This is a genomic window from Campylobacter majalis (assembly GCF_905120465.1).
In the GTDB taxonomy this organism is placed as follows: Bacteria; Campylobacterota; Campylobacteria; order Campylobacterales; family Campylobacteraceae; genus Campylobacter_A; species Campylobacter_A majalis.
Window position 1 is genome coordinate 53795 of the sequence record NZ_CAJHOF010000007.1, and the last position, 20686, is coordinate 74480.

The 20686-nt window shown below is 35.3% G+C and carries 20 protein-coding genes; 6 read left to right on the plus strand and 14 right to left on the minus strand.

The annotated features are described in order from the left end of the window. From LQU93_RS04905 to LQU93_RS04935, 7 genes are all read right to left on the minus strand, one after another. Positions 1–1209 (minus strand): beta-ketoacyl-ACP synthase II, encoded by a 1209-nt coding sequence (locus LQU93_RS04905; RefSeq protein WP_229932767.1) that lies wholly within the window; start codon positions 1207–1209, stop codon positions 1–3. 23 nt (positions 1210–1232) lie between these two features. Then, the gene (gene acpP, locus LQU93_RS04910) at positions 1233–1466 is read right to left on the minus strand and encodes an acyl carrier protein (RefSeq protein WP_229932768.1); all 234 of its coding nucleotides are present in this window, start codon (positions 1464–1466) and stop codon (positions 1233–1235) included. Between the two features lie 70 nt (positions 1467–1536). After that, complete coding sequence (fabG, locus tag LQU93_RS04915) at positions 1537–2280, minus strand: 3-oxoacyl-ACP reductase FabG (RefSeq protein WP_229932769.1); 744 nt, start codon at positions 2278–2280, stop codon at positions 1537–1539. Between the two features lie 36 nt (positions 2281–2316). Continuing rightward, on the minus strand, positions 2317–3075 hold the full coding sequence (gene map / locus LQU93_RS04920) for a type I methionyl aminopeptidase (RefSeq protein ID WP_229932770.1): 759 nt from the start codon (positions 3073–3075) through the stop codon (positions 2317–2319). Positions 3076–3152: 77 nt separating this feature from the next. Then, complete coding sequence (locus LQU93_RS04925) at positions 3153–4400, minus strand: glutamate-5-semialdehyde dehydrogenase (RefSeq protein WP_229932771.1); 1248 nt, start codon at positions 4398–4400, stop codon at positions 3153–3155. Between the two features lie 11 nt (positions 4401–4411). After that, positions 4412–5536: a glutamate 5-kinase gene (proB, locus tag LQU93_RS04930; protein ID WP_229932772.1), complete on the minus strand. Its 1125-nt coding sequence runs from the start codon at positions 5534–5536 to the stop codon at positions 4412–4414. Positions 5537–5655: 119 nt separating this feature from the next. Next, complete coding sequence (locus LQU93_RS04935) at positions 5656–8352, minus strand: autotransporter domain-containing protein (RefSeq protein ID WP_229932773.1); 2697 nt, start codon at positions 8350–8352, stop codon at positions 5656–5658. A 144-nt stretch (positions 8353–8496) separates the two neighbouring features. Here LQU93_RS04935 and nhaA point away from each other — a divergent pair, with 144 nt between their 5' ends. From nhaA to LQU93_RS04955, 4 genes are all read left to right on the plus strand, one after another. Further along, positions 8497–9672 carry a Na+/H+ antiporter NhaA gene (gene nhaA / locus LQU93_RS04940; RefSeq protein ID WP_229932774.1) on the plus strand — a complete coding sequence of 392 codons (1176 nt, stop codon included), beginning with the start codon at positions 8497–8499 and terminating at the stop codon, positions 9670–9672. Between the two features lie 125 nt (positions 9673–9797). Next, positions 9798–10946, plus strand: coding sequence for an ABC transporter substrate-binding protein (locus LQU93_RS04945; protein WP_229932775.1), 1149 nt, complete (start codon positions 9798–9800; stop codon positions 10944–10946). Continuing rightward, positions 10936–11946, plus strand: a complete 1011-nt coding sequence (locus LQU93_RS04950) for a FecCD family ABC transporter permease (protein WP_229932776.1) — start codon at positions 10936–10938, stop codon at positions 11944–11946. Before LQU93_RS04945 ends, LQU93_RS04950 begins: the two co-directional genes overlap by 11 nt. Beyond that, positions 11943–12716 carry an ABC transporter ATP-binding protein gene (locus LQU93_RS04955; RefSeq protein WP_229932777.1) on the plus strand — a complete coding sequence of 258 codons (774 nt, stop codon included), beginning with the start codon at positions 11943–11945 and terminating at the stop codon, positions 12714–12716. The genes LQU93_RS04950 and LQU93_RS04955 overlap by 4 nt, the downstream gene beginning before the upstream one ends. Here the strand turns inward: LQU93_RS04955 and LQU93_RS04960 are convergent. The 7 genes from LQU93_RS04960 to rpsU form a co-directional block, all read right to left on the minus strand. After that, on the minus strand, positions 12699–14057 hold the full coding sequence (locus LQU93_RS04960; protein WP_229932778.1) for a coproporphyrinogen III oxidase family protein: 1359 nt from the start codon (positions 14055–14057) through the stop codon (positions 12699–12701). The genes LQU93_RS04955 and LQU93_RS04960 overlap by 18 nt on opposite strands. A gap of 176 nt (positions 14058–14233) precedes the next feature. Continuing rightward, a complete protein-coding gene (locus tag LQU93_RS04965; protein ID WP_229932779.1) occupies positions 14234–14731 on the minus strand; it encodes a YajQ family cyclic di-GMP-binding protein in 498 nt (165 codons plus the stop codon). After that, positions 14721–15650 (minus strand): D-2-hydroxyacid dehydrogenase, encoded by a 930-nt coding sequence (locus LQU93_RS04970; RefSeq protein WP_229932780.1) that lies wholly within the window; start codon positions 15648–15650, stop codon positions 14721–14723. Before LQU93_RS04970 ends, LQU93_RS04965 begins: the two co-directional genes overlap by 11 nt. Positions 15651–15687: 37 nt before the next feature. Further along, on the minus strand, positions 15688–16863 hold the full coding sequence (locus LQU93_RS04975; RefSeq protein ID WP_418884062.1) for a glutathionylspermidine synthase family protein: 1176 nt from the start codon (positions 16861–16863) through the stop codon (positions 15688–15690). 2 nt (positions 16864–16865) lie between these two features. Next, a complete protein-coding gene (locus LQU93_RS04980) occupies positions 16866–17483 on the minus strand; it encodes a UPF0323 family lipoprotein (RefSeq protein WP_229932781.1) in 618 nt (205 codons plus the stop codon). Continuing rightward, on the minus strand, positions 17480–18127 hold the full coding sequence (locus LQU93_RS04985; protein ID WP_229932782.1) for a DNA-binding protein: 648 nt from the start codon (positions 18125–18127) through the stop codon (positions 17480–17482). The genes LQU93_RS04980 and LQU93_RS04985 overlap by 4 nt, the downstream gene beginning before the upstream one ends. Positions 18128–18178: 51 nt before the next feature. Then, positions 18179–18391 (minus strand): 30S ribosomal protein S21, encoded by a 213-nt coding sequence (rpsU, locus tag LQU93_RS04990; protein ID WP_069633181.1) that lies wholly within the window; start codon positions 18389–18391, stop codon positions 18179–18181. A 151-nt stretch (positions 18392–18542) separates the two neighbouring features. Here rpsU and ccoG point away from each other — a divergent pair, with 151 nt between their 5' ends. Continuing rightward, positions 18543–19856, plus strand: coding sequence for a cytochrome c oxidase accessory protein CcoG (ccoG, locus tag LQU93_RS04995; protein WP_229932783.1), 1314 nt, complete (start codon positions 18543–18545; stop codon positions 19854–19856). Between the two features lie 53 nt (positions 19857–19909). Further along, positions 19910–20563, plus strand: coding sequence for a TetR/AcrR family transcriptional regulator (locus tag LQU93_RS05000; RefSeq protein WP_229932784.1), 654 nt, complete (start codon positions 19910–19912; stop codon positions 20561–20563). The last annotated feature ends 123 nt before the right edge of the window (positions 20564–20686 follow it).

A 20686-nucleotide genomic window follows, 5' to 3' on the forward strand; every position in this document is an offset into this window, starting at 1 on the left:
TTAGTCCATTTTCTTAAATATCACTGAACCATTAGTGCCACCAAAACCAAAAGAGTTACTCATGACAGCTTTAAGCTCAACATGTCTTGCTTGATTTGGCACGTAGTCTAAATCGCAATCTGGATCTTGATTTTCATAATTTATAGTTGGTGGAATTATGCTATCACGAATAGACATAACAGATATGACTGCCTCTATCGCACCAGCTGCACCTAAACAATGTCCGGTTTGCCCCTTTGTGGAACTTACAGGCGGACATTTGTCGCCAAATAGCTCTTTTAGTGCTGCTGTTTCATTTTTATCATTTGTAGGAGTTGATGTGCCATGTGCATTTACATAATCGATACTAACATTTGCCATATTTAATGCTTGTTTCATCGCACTTAATGGTCCTTGTAAAGACGGAGATGTTATATGATACGCATCGCCACTCTCACCAAAGCCAACTATCTCAGCATATATTCTAGCACCTCTAGCTACTGCACTCTCATACTCTTCAAGCACAAGAGCACCAGCACCCTCACCCATAACAAAGCCGTCTCTATCAGCATCAAACGGACGAGAAGCTTTTTGTGGTTCATCGTTTCTGGTAGATAGTGCCTTCATCGCAGCAAAACCGCCAACACCAACGCCACATATGGTTGATTCAGCACCAACAACTAACATCTGTCTTGCTTGACCTATCATGATACATTTTGTAGCTTGACTAAGTGCGTGAGTTCCAGCTGCACATGCTGTTACGCTAGATAAGTTTGGTCCTTTTAGACCATGGTTTATAGCAACTATCCCACCTAGCATATTTACCAGTGCTGATGGAATGAAAAATGGAGAAATTTTACGAACACCTTTTTCTAAAAGTATGTTTGAGTTTTTCTCTATATTTGGCAATCCACCGATACCAGCTGCCGAACTTACACCAAAATTTTCACCATCAAACTCACTAAAATTTGCATCTTGCATAGCTTCTTTTGAAGCTTTTATGCCAAGTTGTATGAAGCGATCTACTTTTTTAACCTCTTTGCCATCAAGCACACTAAGCGGATCAAAGTCTGTAATCTCAGCTGCAATTTGAACAGGAAAATCACTAACATCAAATGATGTTATACGCTTAACACCAGTCCTACCTTCACAAATCGCCTTAAAAGAGCTCTCTTTATCAAGCCCAAGTGCGGTTATCATACCAATGCCTGTTACTACAACTCGCTTCAATACTTCTCCTTTAAAACGGCAAATTACTTGCCAAGTTTCTCTATATAGCTTACTACATCAGATATGCTAATTAGCTTTTCAGCTTCGCTATCTGGAATTTCAACGTCAAATTTCTCTTCTAACGCCATAACTAGCTCAACAACATCAAGGCTATCAGCACCTAGATCTTCAATTATCTTAGACTCAAGTTTAACTGCGTCTGGCTCAACACTTAGCTGCTCCACAACTACATCTCTTACATCTTCAAATATTGCCATTTTTGTTCTCCTTGTAAAAATTCGCCACAATTTTATAATAAATAAGCTTTTATTTGTTTTAAATGCTTATTTACATATACATACCGCCATTTACTTTTAAAATATCACCCGTAATATAGCTAGAATAATCGCTTAATAAAAACGCCACAGCATTAGCAACCTCATCAGCACTTCCAAGTCTATTTAGCGGTATGGATTTTGTATATGCTTGTTTAATCTCATCACTTAATACCTCAGTCATTTCAGTCTGTATAAAGCCTGGTGTGATTGCGTTAAATCTGACATTTCTACTCGCACCCTCTTTTGCAAAACTTTTTGTCATAGCTATCATGCCACCCTTACTTGCTGAGTAATTCACCTGTCCAGCGTTACCCATTTCGCCAACTATTGAAGCTATATTTACCACCGCACCAAAACGCTTTTTACTCATTACTTTTAAAGCTTCACGAGAACCAATAAATGCAGAGGTTAAGTTTGCATCAATTACGCTTGTAAATTCATCAGTTTTCATCCTTAACGCAAGCTTGTCGTTTGTGATACCAGCATTATTTACTAGATAACTTAACTCGCCGTCGCTATCTACGATTAAATTTATACCTTTTATAAATTCATCTTCATCAGTTACGTCAAATTTAATAACCGCTGCCGCTCCGCCATTTGCAACAATCTCATCTTTTAATGCATCTGCTAATTCTGGTTTTGAGCGATAATTTATCCATACTTTTAGCCCCATTTTTGCTAACACTCTAGCAATATCTGCACCTATTCCGCGACTAGCACCTGTTACTAATACGTTTTTTCCACTAAATTTCATAAAATTTCCTTTCTTAATTTTAATATTATTTTGTAATTATATTTGACTTAAAATTTCAGCTTTACCATCTATTATAGCGACACAATGTTCGTAGTGAGACGTGCGTAATCCATCCTTGCTTGTTACTGCCCATTTATCATCGGCGATAACCGGAGTGCCGTCTTTTTGACATATCATTGGCTCTATACAAAAAACCATGCCATTTTTTATCTTCGGACCAGCCTTTGCATTAAATCCCTCTAAATAGTTTGGTACTTCCGGTTCTTCGTGAGGGCGTCTTCCTATGCCGTGTCCGCAAAAGCCACGAAGCGGTTCATATCCACGCGCGATTATAAATTTCTCTATCTCAAGACTAAGCTCTTTAAAGTGCATACCAGCTCTAATATAATCGATCGCAAAATAAAGAGCGTCTTTGCTACAACTTATAAGCCTTTCATCTTGGGCTGAAATTTTTCCAACGCCAAATGTTCTAGCACTATCGCCAAAATACCCATTTAAATTTGAACCTATATCAACACTGACTATATCGCCATCTTGCAAAACATAGTCATTTGGTATGCCGTGTATTACGACTTCATTTAAACTTATACAAGCTGCGTTTGGAAATCCATACAGCCCTTTAAAAGCTGGTTTTGCACCTTGAGATCTTATCATGTCTTCGCATATTTTATCAATCTGCAACAAACTCATGCCAGGCTTTATTATATCTTGGATATGATTTAATGTTTTTGCAACTATTTCATTTGCTTTTCTTATCTCTATAATATCTTTTTTTTGATATATATTTATAGCCATCTTTTGCCTTAAAATTTTTGCAAAAGTCTATCAAAAAAATACTTAAATATAAAATTTCAATTCACTTCAAAATACAACTACCTAGTTTGTCCATTGCCACGAACAATATACTTATACGTCGTTAGCTCCCTAACCCCCATAGGTCCTCTTGCATGAAGCTTTTGCGTAGATATGCCTATCTCTCCACCAAAGCCAAACTCCCCGCCATCACTAAATCTAGTCGAAGCATTTGCATACACTACAGCACTATCTACAGCATTTAAAAATCTTTCTAAATTTTCATAATCCTTTGACAAGATTGCATCTGAGTGTCCGCTTGAATATTCGTTAATGTAGCAAATAGCATCATCTATGCAACCTACCACTTTAACTAGTAAAATCATATCTAAAAACTCAGCTCCAAAGTCTAGCTCATTAGCCTTTTTGACATTTTCAAATCCATCGTAATTTTCATAAATTTCACCTTCAAGTCTAAGCTTGACATCGCTAAGTTCAGCTATTAAAACAGGCATGATCTTATCAATTACATTGCGATGCAAAATCACACATTCAACAGCATTGCAAACGCTAGGACGTTGGGTTTTGGCATTTTTAATTATACGCACAGCATCTGGTATATCAGCACTCTCATCAACGTAGATATGACAAACACCAGCACCAGTTTGGATGACTGGTATAGTCGCATTTTTTATAATATGCTCTTTTAATCCCTTGCCGCCACGCGGTATTAAAATATCTATATAATTATCCATGCGTATTAGCTCATCTACACTTTGCCTATTTGTATCTTTTATGAGCGTAACAGCACCGCTTGGCAAACCAAACATAGCACCAGTTTGATTAAAAATTTTTTCTAAAACTATATTTGAGTGTATTGCACTTGCTGAACCACGTAAAATCACAGCATTTTGAGATTTTAAGGCAAGTGCAGCAACGTCTATCGTGACATTTGGACGACTCTCATAAATCACACCCAAAACGCCCAGCGGCACACGCACCTTTGAAATTTGCATACCATTTTCGTGTCGCCAACCGCCAAGTATCTCGCCAACTGGATCAGCTAAATTTGCCACCTGCAACACCCCAGCCGCCATAGCCTCTATGCGTGCATCTGTTAGTGTCAAGCGATCAAGCAACGCATCACTTAGACCGCTATCTTTGCCATTTTTTAGATCGAGTAAATTTTGCTCTTTTATCTGCTCTTTTTTGGCGATTAGCTCGTTTGCTACGGCGTTTAAGATCTCATTTTTCGTGCGAGTTTGTAGGGATTTTAAAGCCAAACTGGCTAACTTTGCTTGTTTTGCCAAGCTTAAAATTTCACTCATATTTTACCTTTCTAAACAAGTGCTAGATTATCTATATGAACTATCTCTTCGTCATATTTGTAACCTAAAATTTCCTCTATCTCATCGCTTTTTCGCCCTGTGATTTGATTTATTTCAGCAGACGAGTAGTTGCTAATACCACGCGCTAAAAGATCTGAGTTTTGGTTTAAAATTTCAACAACAGCTCCTCTTTCAAACTCCATCTTAACATCTTTTATCCCCACGCTTAACAAGCTTTTGCCATTTTTTAGGGCATTTTCTGCTCCGCTATCTATGATGATAGCTCCACTTTTTGCAGAGCCGTAGCCTAGCCAGTATTTTTTTGAGTTTAGCTTTTTGTCTTGGCGTAAAAAAAGTGTTCCTATCTCATCGCCACGGACTATATTCACGATATTTTGCGGATTTGAGCCACTTGCTATTACTAAATTTGTTCCGCCCTTAGTTGCCATATCAGCAGCTATTATCTTTGTTTTCATGCCACCAGTGCCAAATTTACTCCCCTCGCTACCCGCCATATTTTTGATATTTTGATCGATCTTTTTTACGATATTTATAAATTTTGCGTCCTTAAACTCACTAGGATTTTTATCATAAAGTCCGTCTATATCGCTTAAAATGATGAGTAAATCCGCTTCCACAAGTCCTGCAACAAGGGCTGAAAGCGTGTCGTTATCGCCGACCTTAACGCCCTTTATACCATCGCCTACGACTGGGTCATTTTCGTTTATGATAGGGATTATCTTTTTTGAAAGTAGCGAGTTGCAAACATTTTTGATATTTAAATATCTCTTTCGGTCGCTAAAATCATCTTTTGTGAGCAAAAGTTGAGCTATATTTTTACCATAAGCCCAAAATAAAATTTGATAAAGATGTATGAGCGAAACTTGTCCGATGGCTGCTAGTGCTTGTTTTTCAGTTATGGACTTTGGTTTTTTATCTAGTTTTAGCTCACCTATGCCTGCTCCAACTGCACCAGAAGTAACAAAAACTACATCTATATCATCATTTAACTTGCTTAAATTTGCTACGATTTGCTTTATCTTTGGTTCATTTAGTGAGCCATTATCGTTAGTAAGTGTAGAAGTACCTATCTTTACGACTACTCGTTTTATGTTTTTTAAAAGCTCTTTTCTCATACTTTGCCCCTAAAATTTCATCAAATAATAGCAGGTTTAATGTAAAAATTTGCTTTTTATGTAAAGAGTTGGGATGGAAATTTAAAAGTGGCAGTTTAAACTGCCACTAAAAGTAGATTTTAAAACTTATATCTTACACCAAATGTGCCACTATAATACTTCTCATCCTCTTTGGTCTTTAAGCCAAAGTTGATATTTGTAGATAGGGTAGGAGTTATAGCAAATTCTGCACCAGTTTGTAGGGTAAAGTAGCCTTTTTTAGATTTATCTTTGTCAAACACTATATTGTTTTTTGAGCCTACAAAGCTTATAGATGCATCATCTTGTGCTTTGTAAATTTCACGCTCAAATCCCGGCTGAATATAAAAATAGCTTCCATCAGCTACATACTTGCGTATCTCTGTACTTAAATTTAGTGTAAGCTCTTTATATTTCTTTGCATTTATATTAACAGGTAGATTTCCATTTTCTTTTAGTTGTCCATTTTTTAGCCAAAGGTAAGATAGTCCAACAGCAGGCTTAACAAACGCTGCATTTGTTAGATCAAACACATATCCATAGTTAAGGTCAAAAGATGCAAATTTTGATGTATATTTACCATCATTTTTAGATACTCCATTTGATAAAACTACACTACGATTTGTCTTATTTTTAGCTACACCAAAAGATACTTTTGTATCTATCTCGTGGTTATACATAAAATGTCTAGCATATACACCTACCTCATAGTTGTTTGCTTTGTTTGTTAAAGTTCTATCTTCGTGCTTAGACTTAGCAAGAGTTGTAAATCCACCTACAATAGTATCATCAAATACCTTATCATATCCAAGACTAAATCCATACATCTTAGCTTTTGCGTCATTTTTTAGGCTTGCTTTTGCACCGATAGCATTTGCCCATAGGTTATTATCGTATTTATATCTATCTGTATATGTTCTAACTACTGAGCCAAGAGTATCGCCACTATCAGCAAAAGCCTCGCCTTTTAGATTATTTATAGCGTAAGCTAAGGCTAAATTTTCATTAAATGGATTTGATAGCTTTGCAAGGCGAGTTTTTGTAGATAGCTCTGAGTTAAATTTAGTTATCTTTGTTGGGGCATTTGCATGGATATTATCACTAGCATTGCTAAGCGAGTCAGAGATCGCCACTATGTCACTATCTGGTGTCTTTCTAGTCATTATGCCTTTATCAAATAACGCCTCTGCAACTTGCTCTTCTTGTTTATTTTTAGCATCTACAAACACTCCTACATCCTTCATGCCATTTTTAGCGTTTTGTAATGCCTCTTTTGCATCTTCTATATTTCCCTTTGCTACCAACAACTGATCATTTGCAGTACTAACTTTATCTTCCAGTTCTCCAATCTCAGCATCCGCAGCTCTTATTTTATTTGATTTTTCTTCAGCTAGTGCTTGAAGCTCTTTTACGACTTTACCTATATCATCTTTTTTATTAACCATATCACTATCATCTGCTACACTACTTATTTTATTTTCGATCTCGTCAAGTTTTTTATGGATATCTTTTAAATTTGAATCCACTTGTCCTCTTACGCTTTGAAATGCTAGCAATGCAACTTCTTTTTTATATTGTTGAGCAACTTGAGGTAATTCAGACTTTATAGCATCTAACCCCCGCTTTATTCTGTTTATACCCTCTTGTGTCTTATCCTCTTGACTTAACACACCGGGATCTATGACCTCATCTATTTTTTTAGCTAGCTTATCTTTTGCTTCTTGAAGACTTTTAGCATCTTGCTGCTGTTGTTTCTCTTTTTGAGCTAAGTTCTTTTTGCTATCATCTAAAATTTCAAACATAGCCTTTTTCTCTTCTTGTTTAGCATTGGCACCTAGCTGCTGCCTTGTTTGGTCTAATTTTGCTTGAGCTTGCTTTAGCTTCTCTTCTTCTGGTGCGATATCCCCTTTCGCTTTATTTAAAGCTGCTTCCGCGTTTTGTAAGCTTGTTTCCGTATGTTTTTTTGCCCCATCTGCATCTTGCACAGCCCGCTTAACTGCATTTAACTGAGCCTCTGCCGATACTTGCTCTTTCGTTTTTTGGTCTAAATTTTTAACTATTTTCTCAAGCTCACCTTGGAGTTGTTTAATTTTTTCAGCACTATCTGCAATAGAATTAACAACATCTTCACTTAATATATCTTTATTCCTTTGCGCTTCCTCTTTTATCTCTTTTATATAATCATTTATAATTTTCAAATCATTAGAAATATCATCTTCTTGTGCATCTGCAACTGCTCGTTTTATCTGTTCAAGTCTGTCAGCCTGTCCTTGCAAAAGAGAGCTAGAGCCATTAAGCTGCTTACTTACTTTATTTAGATCTTCTTGTAAATCTTCTTTTGTTTTTGATGTAAAATCTTGCATCTTAGTAAGTTCATCTAACTCTTTTGTAATATCTTCTATGTTTCCTCTTTGCGGATTATTACTAATAGCTTCTTTTAGTTTAGGATCTTGTATTTTATCTAAATTATCTTTTCTTATTTTAGACTGTTTCTCAATTTCAGCATCTTTTTCAGTTTTTTGATTATTTAATTGTTTAAAAGCATTATCAGCCGCTTCTTTCTGTGCGGTTGCCTTTTCTTCTTGAGCTTTAGTTAACTTAATTTGCTCCTCATCTTTTTTCTGCTGTGCTTTTAGCTGGTCTATCTCTTTTGAGTATTGTTTTAATCGCATTTTTACTATGTCCAAACTAGCCTCAGCTTCATTTCTTGCTACAATATCATCTTTTAAGCTAGCAAACGCACCTGTACTTAAACTTGCACCTATAATCGCGATACAGGCAATCTTTGAAAATTTCATTATAAAACTCCTTAAAATATATCTAATGTAAAAACTATGGATATTATATAACAAAAAAAAAAAAAATCAACTTAAAGCACAAGAAATTTATCAATTTAAGCTTATTTTTGCTAGTATGGCACGAAATTTGTTTAAGGAAATAGTATGTCAAGTGTTAAAGAATTCTTAAAGCACGAAGCAAGCGGAGGGATCTTGCTAATGATAGCAACCATCATCGCGCTTGTGTGTCAAAATACGCTTTTGAGTGAATTTTATGATAGCTTTTTAAAGACAAAATTTACCGTTGCACTTGGCGAATATGCACTATCAAAACCGCTTATTTTATGGATAAATGACGGCTTAATGGCAGTATTTTTCTTCTTAATCGGACTTGAATTAAAGCGTGAAGTTTTAGAAGGAGAGCTAAGAAATCCTTCTCAAATCGCCCTACCAGCTATAGCTGGACTTGGCGGCATAGTCGTTCCTGCTGTGATTTTTTATCTATTTACTAAGTCTGATAGTTTTGCACTATCTGGCTGGGCGATACCAACAGCCACGGATATAGCATTTGCACTAGGGATATTAAGTTTGCTAGGTTCTAGAGTGCCAACAAGTCTTAAAATTTTCCTTATGACACTAGCCATCATTGATGATTTATGTGCAATTATCATCATAGCACTATTTTACACAAGCGATCTTAGTATATTTTCACTAGGCATAGGTGGTGCGTGCATCGCTGTATTGTTCGCATTAAACAGGTTAGGCGTTAGAAGCAAAGCAGCATATTTAATAGTAGGGCTTGTATTTTGGACGGCGGTTTTAAAATCAGGCGTTCATGCGACACTTGCTGGAGTAATAACTGCATTTTTCATACCACTTGCCATAAAATCAGACGATGACAAATCGATGTTAAAAGAGATAGAGCATGATTTGCACGGCTGGGTTGCATATGGAGTACTTCCTATTTTTGCCTTTGCAAATGCCGGTATAGCACTACGTGGTGTTGGCGTGAGTGAGCTAGTTTCAGCTGTGCCACTTGGCATAATGCTTGGACTTTTTATCGGCAAACAACTTGGAGTTTTTGCATTTAGCTTTATTGCGATAAAAGCAGGTCTAGCAAAGCTTCCAGAAGGCTCTAGCTGGGCTGGATTATACGGCGTGGCAGTGCTGTGTGGTGTTGGCTTTACAATGAGTTTATTTGTAAATGGACTAGCTTATAACGACTCAGATGCATTTGCATACGCTGATAAATTAGCCATCTTGCTTGGCTCACTCGCTTCTGGGGTATTTGGCTATCTTGTATTGCTTTTAACCTCTAAAAAACAATCTACAAACGAATAAATTTCAGGGGTTAGCACCCTTGAAATTCTATGCTATATTAAATAATAATTTAAAAATAATTTAGTAATATTTATTTGATTTTTATAATATTTAGGCTAGAATTCTCAAAATTTTAAGGAGATAAAATGAGAGTTTTGCTAGCTTTTTTTATGTTTATTTTGTTTTGTTTTGGTAATGAAATTATCGTAAAAGATATGCGTGGAGTTGATGTTAAAATCAAACAAAATTTAAGCAATATAGCAACAATTGACGATGGATTTGTTGAGAGCGTAATGACACATCTTGGTGTAATTGATAAAGTTAAGGTTATTGGCTCATGGTCAATGAAACGTGACTACAAGTATGAGTATGAAAAAATTTCAGGCGAAAAATATACACTTAGAGGCTGGAATGTGATGAAGTATCTACATCCATGGCTAGATGAGCTACCGTGCATAAACTCAGCTCAAGGAAATATAATAAATTATGAAACTCTAGCTAAGGCAAATCCAGAGCTTGTTATACTTCGTGTAGGAGACTGCACTTTGCGTGGTTCAAACAAAGAAGCGACTCAAAAGACTATACAAACAATACAAGCTTTGCAAATTCCACTAATTGTTTTACATGCTCCAAGAGGTGCTGATATATCAAGCATGAAAGAAGAACTTAGGGTTTTAGGGGAAATTTTTAACCAAAAACAAAAAGCACTAGATCTATTTGAGTATCTAAACCAAACACAAACACTAATAAAACAACGAACACAAAACATAAAAGATAAAGCAAATGTTTTGTATCTAGGGCTAAATGCAAGTGCAAGAAAAAGTGGTGGGGTTGCAAGTAGCTGGGGAGTAAATACGCCTGAGTCGTTCATACTGCAAAACATCGTAAATGCAAACAATGCTTTTAGGGGCGAAGGTAGTGGAGTAGTGCTAAATTTAGAGCAAATTTATGCAACAAATCCGGACGTCATCATGCTTCCTACATTTCACGGCTATCATCCAGTAGATGAGCTTTTGCATTCGGTTGATTTTATGGGATTATCTGAACTAAACGCCGTTAAAAATAGACGAGTTTATGCCATGCCTTGGACGCCTATGAATTGTGCTAAAAGGCTAGAGTATCCACTTGATATGCTAATTATTGCCAAAGCCGCATATCCTGAAATTTTTAACGATATAAAAGTGCATGAGTATGCGTTAAATTTTTACAAACACGTTTATAACGTAGATGATGAAACTGCAAAAGCTTTGTTAAATGAACAAATTTTAGGATGGACGATAGAGCTTGATTTTTAAAAAATTTTTGCTTTTAGGAATTTTAATAGTAGCCCTAATGGTCTGCATGAGCCTTGCTTTCATGCTTGGAGAGTATGAAATCGCACTATCAAGATGCCTTGAAGTTTTAGCCGTTAAAATTTTGGGTGCAAATTTTGACGTTAGCAAAATGGACATGGTGATTGTGTTTGACGTTAGGCTTGTGCGAATCTTAACGGCGGCTTTTGTTGGATTTGGACTGTCTGTGGCTGGAGCGGTATATCAAGGCTGTTTTAAAAATCCGCTAGTTGAACCATTTATCTTAGGGGCTAGTTCTGGGGCGGCATTTGGGGCGGCTATCGCAATTGTCTTTTCTGGATTGATTTTTGGCGTGACATTTGCAGCATTTATTTTTTCGCTTTTGGCTGTATTTTTATCATATATTTTGGCAAAAAATGGCAAAAATTTACCAAGTGTTGCACTTGTGCTATCTGGCATAATTGTAGGTGCGATGTTCTCATCTGGTGTTGGAATTATAAAATACATGAGTGAAGATGCTGAGCTTAGAGAGATTACATTTTGGATGATGGGCGGCTTGTATCACTCTAGCTGGGGTAGTTTAGCACAAATTTCATCTATTGTTTTTTGTGCATTTATAATACTTTTAATGATGTCACACAGGCTAAATTTGCTCTGCCTTGGCGAAAATGAAGCCAAAATACTTGGCATAAATCCTGAGCTAAACACAATAATTTTCATAACAATTGCTACTTTAATCAGTGCTGTTTGCGTTGCAAATGTCGGCATAATCGCATGGATTGGGCTTATCATGCCACATGTTGCCAGGCTCATAATTGGTCCAGATAATAGATGGTTGCTTGTTTTTGCTGGACTTTTTGGAGCCATTTATCTGCTTGTTTGTGACACAATTGCACGGTGCTTAGTTTTATCAGAGATACCAGTTGGCATAATAACATCACTCGTAGGTGCTCCATTTTTGTTCGCACTTCTTAGATCCAAGACAAAGGAGCTTTTAAAGTGAGTCTTATTGTCCAAAACCTAAATTACGAATATGAAAATTTTAAACTAAGAAATATAAATCTAGAACTTAAGGGCGGAAATTTATATGGTCTTTTGGGTGCAAACGCAAGTGGCAAAAGCACATTTTTTAATTGCGTGATGCATATTTTAAATCCTAGTGGGGGCAATATATACATAAATAATGAAAATATAGCAAACAAAACATCATCATGGATGGCAAAACAAATATCATATGTGGCACAAAACCATCATGTAGATTTTGGTTTTAGCGTGTATGATTTGGTAGCAATGGGGCGATATGTGCATAAAAAAAGTATTTTTGGGTTAGGCAAAACAGACAAAAAAATGATAGATTATGCTTTAGAATTTGTTGGAATTTCTCACTTAAAAAATACAAGCATTACTAAACTAAGTGGCGGTCAAAAACAGCTTGTATTTTTGGCACGATCTTTAGCACAAGATACTCCAATAATCTTGCTTGATGAGCCAACATCTGCTTTAGACTTTAAAAATCAAATTTTACTTTGCAAAATTTTAAAACAATTAACAAAAACTGGTAAATGCATATTTTTTTGCACTCACGATATCAATCACGTGCTTTGGTTTTGTGATAAGGTTGTGGCATTTAAAAATGGCGAAATTTTAGCGTATGGCGATGTAAAAAGCGTGATAAATGATGAGATGTTAGCAAAAATTTATGGCGACATCTGCACTTTAGAAAACATAAAAAATACAAGCGTCGCCATGCCTAAATCAACTAGCAGTATTTGATAGTATTGCCTCTGCCTTTATTGTGTCATGCTCATCGCTCATTATGCGTAACATCTTTGAGCTTTTTATCTTAGCGTCATCTTTAAAAATAGCCCTAACTCTATCCATACCAGCATAAAAATCACGCATTAAAGTTAGGCATATGTATCTACCAAAATCAGTTGGCTTGATTAATCCGTCACTCTCTTTTATCGCACCGACAAGCTTTAGCATACTCATTTCAAAAGCTAGATCTTTATGAATATTTGCTTTATTTTGTGAGTTATAAGCACTCACATCGATACAGCCGTCAAATAGCTTGATTAAAAGCTTATATCTTAACATCTCTTTGCGAGTAAAGCTACACTTTGCTATCACCGCACTCTTGCCTGATTTAATCTTGCGTGCGTAATCAAGCAAATTAAACGCATTTATCACAAGCTCTCCATCTAAAAAGCTAAATGCACCACTTCCGATACCGACATATTCGCTGTTTGAGCCGACATATTCATCTTTTAGATCTGATTTTTGCTTAGCAAAAGCCCATGCGTTACTTTGATAATAATCGCTAAAATTTTCACATATTATCTCATAAAATTTTCGCTCATTATCTACATTTGATACGCCAAGTGTTTTTGCTATGGCATCACGCGTCATATTTGATTTCATAAGTGGATAAAGCGTAATTTGCTCAGGTGCTATTGACTTTGCAATCTTTATATCATTTAGTAGTTGTGCTTGTGTCTGATTTGGTAAATTAAAAATCAAATCAAGACTAAGCATAGGAAAGACACCCATTGCATTTTTTAGCTTTTTTTGCACATCTGCCGAGCTACCAAATTTCTCATATCTGCCTACTTTTTTAAGTATCTCATCATCAAAGCTTTGAACCCCTACACTAAGCCTATTTATTAATCCATCAAAACGCCTTAAGCTTTCTGGTTGGATATGGTTTGGATCAGTTTCGGCTGAAATTTCAGTAATACCAAACAGCTCTTTTGCCAAAATCAACGTTTTTTCAAGCTCGGCTTCATTAATGAGCGTCGTTCCGCCACCAACATACATAGAACCAAACTCAAAACCATGCTCTTTCATCTGCCTTAATTCTGTGCGTAAATTTTCAAAATACAATTTTGCTACTTCTTGCTCATAGTGATATTTATGAAATGAGCAATAAGGGCAAAATGTATGACAAAATGGCACATGTGCGTAAAGCATATAGCTTTTGCCTGGTTTTGGCTTTTTTATATATGTGTCTGGATTTTGTAAAATTTTAATGTTAAACTCATTGTAAAGGGATTTATCAATAGATCTATGTGCATAAGATAATGCCAATTTTTCAACTACATTTTTTAAGCCCATTCTTCAAACTTCCTTTATCAAAAATCAACTTTTTAGTTTAACAAAAATTTACTAACATTTTACTTATAAGGCTAATTTTTTGTATTTTAACTTAAAAATTTAAATTATTTTAGAATTTTTAAATTTTAAATAAGAGCCAAAATTTTAAGCATTCCTAAAATTTCAGCTCTATTTAATTATTTGAGATTTTTAAAACTTAGTGGAAGCTCTAAATTTAAAGCCTTTATTATCCTTATGCACTCTTGCAAGTCGTCTATGCTCTTGCCAACAACCCTGACCTCTTCGCCTCTAATCGTTGCATTTACTTTAAGTTTTGCGTCCTTTATGGTCTTGGTTATCTTTTTGCAGTTGTCGCTATCAAGCGTATCGTTTAGCTTAAGCGTTGCCTTAATATTTGCACCACTTGCATTTTCACGCTTAGTTTCACTAACAGCAACTGGCGGAATATTACGCTTAATTAACTTTGATATTACGATATCCTTTAGGGCATCTACTTTGCTATCACTTGTGCTTAAAAGCGTGATTGTTTTTTCTTTTTCATTTAGATTAATCTCGGCAACAATGCCTTTAAAATCATATCTTGCACTAAGTTCTTTTTTAGATGTTTCTAGTGCGTTTTTAACCTCCATGAGATCAACCGCACAACTAACATCAAAACTATGCTCACTTGCCATCTATAAAATCCTTTATATTTATAACCACTTTTTCTATCAGCCTTACACGCGCCTCATAACTACCCCATGCAATATGCGGAGTAATTATCAAATTTGATTTATTTTTGATATTTAGAAGTGGATTATCAGCGTTCATAGGCTCAGACACAAGCACATCAATACAAGCTTTGATATTTTTAGAATCTATCGCATCAGCTAATGCCTTTTCATCAACTATACCACCACGACCAAAATTTGCAAGTATAGCACCATTTTTCATCTTAGCAAACTCGCCACTACCAATAAGCCCCTTTGTTTTATCATTAAGTGGTGCATGAATACTTATGATATCGCACTCTTTTAGCATCTGCTCTAGCTCGACTCTAGCATAAGGCACATCCTGAGTGTTGCCGCTTGGCGAATAATAACAAACACTAGCACCAAATGCAACGGCTACATTTGCAACATTTCGCCCTATCTCGCCAAGCCCAATTATGCCAAATTTTTTACCTGAAATTTCATATATGCTTCTATCAAGATTAACAAAAATATCGCTCTTAGCCCAACCGCCACTTTGGACATAATCATCATAGAATTTCACCTCATTTAGCACAGCCAAAATCGAAGCAAAAGTTTGCTGTGTAACGCTATTTGTTGAGTATCCAGCGACGTTTTTTACAGGTATGGATTTTTCTTTGGCGTATGCCATATCGACATTATTTGTGCCAGTTGCAGTTATGCAAATTAGTTTTAATGCACACGCATCAATTACATCTTTAGTTATTAGCACTTTATTTGTGATGACAACATCGGCATCCTTTAGCCTAGCTATTGTCTCGTCAGGCTTTGTTGTCTGATAGCAAACAAACTCACCAAACTGATTAAATACGCTTAAATCAACATCGCCAAGAGTTTTGGCATCTAAACAGACCACTTTCATGATTACTCCTTATTTTGGGTTTTTAATCAACTAAAAACTACTTAATATAATGACCTACAAATTTTGACATATTATTTAATATAGTGCCACCTTTACGATATCCTAACGCACACCCCTCAAAAGCAAAAAACACACCAGCTTGATATTTTTCGCCATTATCATCTTGATTAAACTCATAAAATTCCTGATAAACAGCACTATTTTCATCATAAACACCGTCATTTTTCTCGCTTACAGTGCCGTTTGCCTCTACAATAGACACATTCGCACCCTCTCTACCAAAAATCGGCTTTTTCACACATTTTACGCCATCAAGTGGCTTAGTATCGGCACGAAGCAAAAGCGGATGATTTGGATATAAATCCCATAAAATTTTAAGTATCGCCTTGCTTTGAAAAAGCAACGTATAAGCTGGGTTTAAAATAATAGCTTTTTGGTTGTTTACTATATTTTTTAATATCAAAGCTAGTTCGCCCTCTTGCACTGCTATTTGCTCCCATGCAATAAGCTTAAACCAAAACTCATAGTTTTGTCCGTTATAAAAAATTCCCTCATTATCATCAAAACTAACCTCATCAACATAAGCAAACTCAGCTTCAAAACCAGCCTCTTTTGCCGCTGTAGCAAGTAGTTTTGTTGTGTTGTCATCTTCGCTTGATCCAGCAACCGTGCTAAATAAAATCCTCCAGCCATCATAAAGCTCGTCAAATTTACTCGTATCCTCTTCAAGCGTAACAAGACGCTTAAAATTTTCAACCAAACCTAAATATAAGTCATTAAATTGACTACTTTCATCCATTTTATTATATTTAAGCATAGCCCATTGAATGATAGCTGTTTCAAATACTGCTGTTGGCGTATCGGCGTTAAATTCAATTAGCTTAATTGGCTTACCATCAAGCCCACCAGCCAAATCAAAGCGACCATAAAGATGCCAATGCACGTCATTTTCCCAACTTTGCTTAACAAGCTCAACAAGGTTAAATGGTATCCCAACTTCGTGAAATAAATTGTTATCTATTATATGCTGAGCCGCCGCTACAAACATATCATAAAGCTCATTTGCAGCTTGATAATACATCTCTGCTTCATCTTGACTAACGCAAACTAACTCATCAGCAACATAGCTCGTATCGTCAGTATCTGTGTGCCATGAAAAGCCAATTTGCTCTAAGAAATTTTTATCTAACGCATTTACTTTAGTTAATCTCATAATCAACCGCCCGACGATTGTGTGCTTGAACTTGAAGCTTTATTTTGAGTATTTGAGCCAAAAAATCCGCTCTTGCCACTACTTTTTGGTGCATTTGCTGTGCTTCTTGCGTTGTTAAAACTATTTACACTTCTGGTGTATGCACTTGGATTTTTGTATGCTGCTTGGCGTTGAGATTGGAAATTTTGGTTATTAAATAGCTTATTTCCTATCCAGCTACCTATAATGGCACCCGCCATTGAGCTAAGCAATATCTCGCCAAGTCCCAAACCACCACTGCTTAGCTGCGCATCGGCTGGTTTTGTTAAATTTGATGTGCCATCATCTATCTTGGCATTTTCAGCGGCGATTAATGCATCCATCTCCTCTTTGCTTAAAACTCTCTCGGTGCCATCAAGCTGCTTTAAGACAACTCTGGTTTGACTTGCTGGATACTCTTCAACTACCTTATATTTTCCAGCCGATGTCTCTTCGATTATCACAAACGCACCAGTTGCTTGGTTTTGCTCATTTGCACTTTCAAACTCATTATTGTTGCCACACCCTGACAAGCCTGCCATAACTATCGCACCAAATCCACCAATCGCTGCATAAGTTGCAATTTTTTTAATATGCTTCATATCTCTCCTATTATCTCATATAAACTTTTGTCTCTTTTTACCATTATTACGCCATCTTTAAATTTTACAAATTTTGATTTATTTATGCGTTTTATTATCTTTTTTTGTGCTTTTTTATATGTTTTTTTATCTAAATTTAGCTCTTTTAAATACTCATTTAATCCTATAAATTTACCAAATTTAGCACTTACTTCATCATCTAATTCAGCGTCTATTACAGGCTCTGTGTTTGATACATCAACATCATGAGTTAGGCTTGGCTTTTGCAATATATTTAAAAACTGCATGAGCTTTTCATCTTTGTCTTTATACACAGCCATTATCTCAGCTTTGCTATTTACTAGCATCTGCTCTTTTTCTTTGTATAGCTTTTCTTTATCGCTTTGTAAATTTTGATTTTGTGATTTTAATTCGCTTAATTCATTTAGTAAAAATTCGATAAATTTATCACTATTTGTAGTATTTTTTTGTGTTTTTGTAGATTTTGTTTTTTTCTCATCACTTTTTGCTTCATCATCAAATAGCACGTATTTTACGCCGTCTTCTTCACTGCTTTTTAACGAACCACGACGTATTCTATTATAAACAGCCTCTTTTGATATGCCCAGTTCTTGAGCTGCCTCACTGACTTGTAGCTTTCTCATAAATCCCCTAAAAAAGCTAGACCAGCCACAAAGCGGACTGATCTAAATTGGTTAGAGTTTTGACTCGTAACGGCGAAGCATATAAAGACGCTTAAGCATTTTCTTTCTAGCTGCGATCTTTTGCTTTTTGCGGATCTCAGTCATAGGTTCGAAAAAACGTCTTGCTCTTACTTCTGTTACTACAAGGTTACGATCAACTTGTTTTTTAAATTTCCTGTAAGCCTCGTCAAAAGACTCGTTAGGATGTACCTTAATACCTGGCACGCTCCTCACCACCTTTCAGTTTAAGATTAAACTTTGGATTATACACTAAAATTTTCAAATTTTCAAATTTTTATTAGAATTTTAAGTTTAGTATCTATATAATCACTTAACTGAGAGTTTTACATTTATATCACAGATTAAGGAAAATTTTATGTTTGTGGCAAGACGATATATTTCATTTTTTATAATTACCTGTATAGCAATCACACTTCCGTTTTTACGTATTAACGACACTCATTTATTTTTATTAAGTTTTGATAAGCTTGAGTTGCATCTATTTTTTACTAGATTTGACATGCAAGAGCTTTACTTGATGCCATTTGTGTTTATAATACTGTTTTTATTTATATTTTTTATTACAACTTTAGGTGGTCGCATATGGTGCGGCTGGGCCTGTCCGCAAACGCTATTTCGCGTAGTTTATCGTGATCTACTTTGCACTAAAATTTTGGGCATTTATAAAAGCACAAAAAACAAACAAACAAGTGGCGAAAATGTGTTTTTAAAGTTAGTCTCAATTATCATATGGACAGCTATATCTGCTTTAATAGCTAGTAATTTCATGTGGTATTTTATCCCACCTGAAGATTTTTTTAACTACATCAAAAACCCAGCAGAACATAAGCTTTTGATTGGAATTTTAACATTTATAACAACTTGGCTTGTATTTGATATAGTCTATTTAAAAGAAAAATTTTGTGTATACATCTGCCCTTATGCTAGGATACAATCAACCATGTTTGATACCGATACTATACAGGTAATATATGATGAAAAACGCGGAGGTAAGATATATAATGCAAATGAAAAACTCCCACGACACAAACCATCCAGCGATGCACTATGCACAAATTGCGAAGCTTGTGTAAAAATCTGCCCAACTCATATTGACATACGAAAAGGAATGCAGCTTGATTGTATAAATTGTCTAGATTGCGTTGATGCATGCACACAAGTTATGGCTAAATTTAACCAACCACCACTCATAAGCTGGACTAGCAATAAGGCTCTTATAACAAACACAAAAGTAAAATATGCTAGGTTTAGAACTATAGCGTATTGTATAGTGCTTTTTATTGCAATTAGTGCATTATTTTTAATGAGTGGAAAAAAAGAGCATATGCTACTTAACATAAATCGCACAACACAACTGTATAGTGTAACAAAAAGTAACGAAGTTGAAAATTACTATGTGTTTTTGTTTCAAAACACCGATAAAAAGGAGCATAGCTACTATTTTGAAGTTTTAGATAGCAACATAAGTATAGTTAGCCCTACAACGCCTATTGTTATTAAACCTGGAGCAAAGCAACGTGTTGTAGTCACGCTAAAATCGCACTCTTTAAATTTAAACGATACAAAAGATACGCCAATTAATATAAAGGTAAATGCTTTTGCAACAGATGAAAAAGAAAAAATAAATGTAAAAAGAGATACGATTTTCATCTATCCTAAAAAATTATGATAAAATAGCAATTGTTTGGTAATTTTGACTCATTCATCAATAAGGGGGAAGTGATGGGTATCTCACAAAAAGGTCAGAAGCGTTATGATTGCTTTTTGCAAACTGGGCTTGAGTTGTTTTTAAAATATGGTTATGAAAGGACAAGCTTAAATGATATTGTCAATAAAAGTGGGGGCTCATTGGCAAGTATTTATAAATTTTTTCATAACAAAGAGGGGCTTTTTGCCGCTATTTTAGAGCAAAAATTTGAAATTTTCCAAAAAGAGCTAGATAAAAATATTGTCTTAAACAAAAACGAAAATATTCAAGATTTTTTATATAAATTTGGTATCACGTATTTTGATATTTTTTACAAAATTGATACCATTATGTTTTCTCGCATTATTATTAGTGAAAACTACAAAAATAAAAATATCGGTAAGCTATTTTTTGACTGTATTATCGCAAGGACAACTAATGTACTTGCTGAATATTTTCAAACTCAAGTTACGCAAAAGTCGATTAAAGAACTAAACGCTTTTGATGGCATAGACAAGTATAGTAAAAGTGAATTTTTGGCATGTAAATTCTTAGCTCTTATAAGGGATCCGTTTTATACGCATTCGTTGCTACTTGGAGAAAATCACCTAAAAAATATAAATAAAAAGAAAAAAGAAGCCATAATAGAAAATGTGGTTGAGCTTTTCTTGCATGGGATTTTAAAATAGTCTATATTTTGTGCTACAAAACTATAAACTAAAGCGTATTGTAGTGCAAAATTTTATTCTACAAATCTCACTAACTTCTCATTATTTATGTCAAAAATTTATACTTTATTAAATTTAAAGGAT

Excerpts from the sequence above, each read along its gene's own strand:
- acpP (WP_229932768.1), bottom strand. The coding sequence starts at position 1,466 with ATGGCAATATTTGAAGATGTAAGAGATGTAGTTGTGGAGCAGCTAAGT.
- fabG (WP_229932769.1), bottom strand. The coding sequence starts at position 2,280 with ATGAAATTTAGTGGAAAAAACGTATTAGTAACAGGTGCTAGTCGCGGA.
- map (WP_229932770.1), bottom strand. The coding sequence starts at position 3,075 with ATGGCTATAAATATATATCAAAAAAAAGATATTATAGAGATAAGAAAA.
- LQU93_RS04925 (WP_229932771.1), bottom strand. The coding sequence starts at position 4,400 with ATGAGTGAAATTTTAAGCTTGGCAAAACAAGCAAAGTTAGCCAGTTTG.
- proB (WP_229932772.1), bottom strand. The coding sequence starts at position 5,536 with ATGAGAAAAGAGCTTTTAAAAAACATAAAACGAGTAGTCGTAAAGATA.
- LQU93_RS04935 (WP_229932773.1), bottom strand. The coding sequence starts at position 8,352 with ATGAAATTTTCAAAGATTGCCTGTATCGCGATTATAGGTGCAAGTTTA.
- nhaA (WP_229932774.1), top strand. The coding sequence starts at position 8,497 with ATGTCAAGTGTTAAAGAATTCTTAAAGCACGAAGCAAGCGGAGGGATC.
- LQU93_RS04945 (WP_229932775.1), top strand. The coding sequence starts at position 9,798 with ATGAGAGTTTTGCTAGCTTTTTTTATGTTTATTTTGTTTTGTTTTGGT.
- LQU93_RS04960 (WP_229932778.1), bottom strand. The coding sequence starts at position 14,057 with ATGGGCTTAAAAAATGTAGTTGAAAAATTGGCATTATCTTATGCACAT.
- LQU93_RS04965 (WP_229932779.1), bottom strand. The coding sequence starts at position 14,731 with ATGGCAAGTGAGCATAGTTTTGATGTTAGTTGTGCGGTTGATCTCATG.
- LQU93_RS04970 (WP_229932780.1), bottom strand. The coding sequence starts at position 15,650 with ATGAAAGTGGTCTGTTTAGATGCCAAAACTCTTGGCGATGTTGATTTA.
- LQU93_RS04975 (WP_418884062.1), bottom strand. The coding sequence starts at position 16,863 with ATGAGATTAACTAAAGTAAATGCGTTAGATAAAAATTTCTTAGAGCAA.
- LQU93_RS04980 (WP_229932781.1), bottom strand. The coding sequence starts at position 17,483 with ATGAAGCATATTAAAAAAATTGCAACTTATGCAGCGATTGGTGGATTT.
- LQU93_RS04985 (WP_229932782.1), bottom strand. The coding sequence starts at position 18,127 with ATGAGAAAGCTACAAGTCAGTGAGGCAGCTCAAGAACTGGGCATATCA.
- ccoG (WP_229932783.1), top strand. The coding sequence starts at position 18,543 with ATGTTTGTGGCAAGACGATATATTTCATTTTTTATAATTACCTGTATA.
- LQU93_RS05000 (WP_229932784.1), top strand. The coding sequence starts at position 19,910 with ATGGGTATCTCACAAAAAGGTCAGAAGCGTTATGATTGCTTTTTGCAA.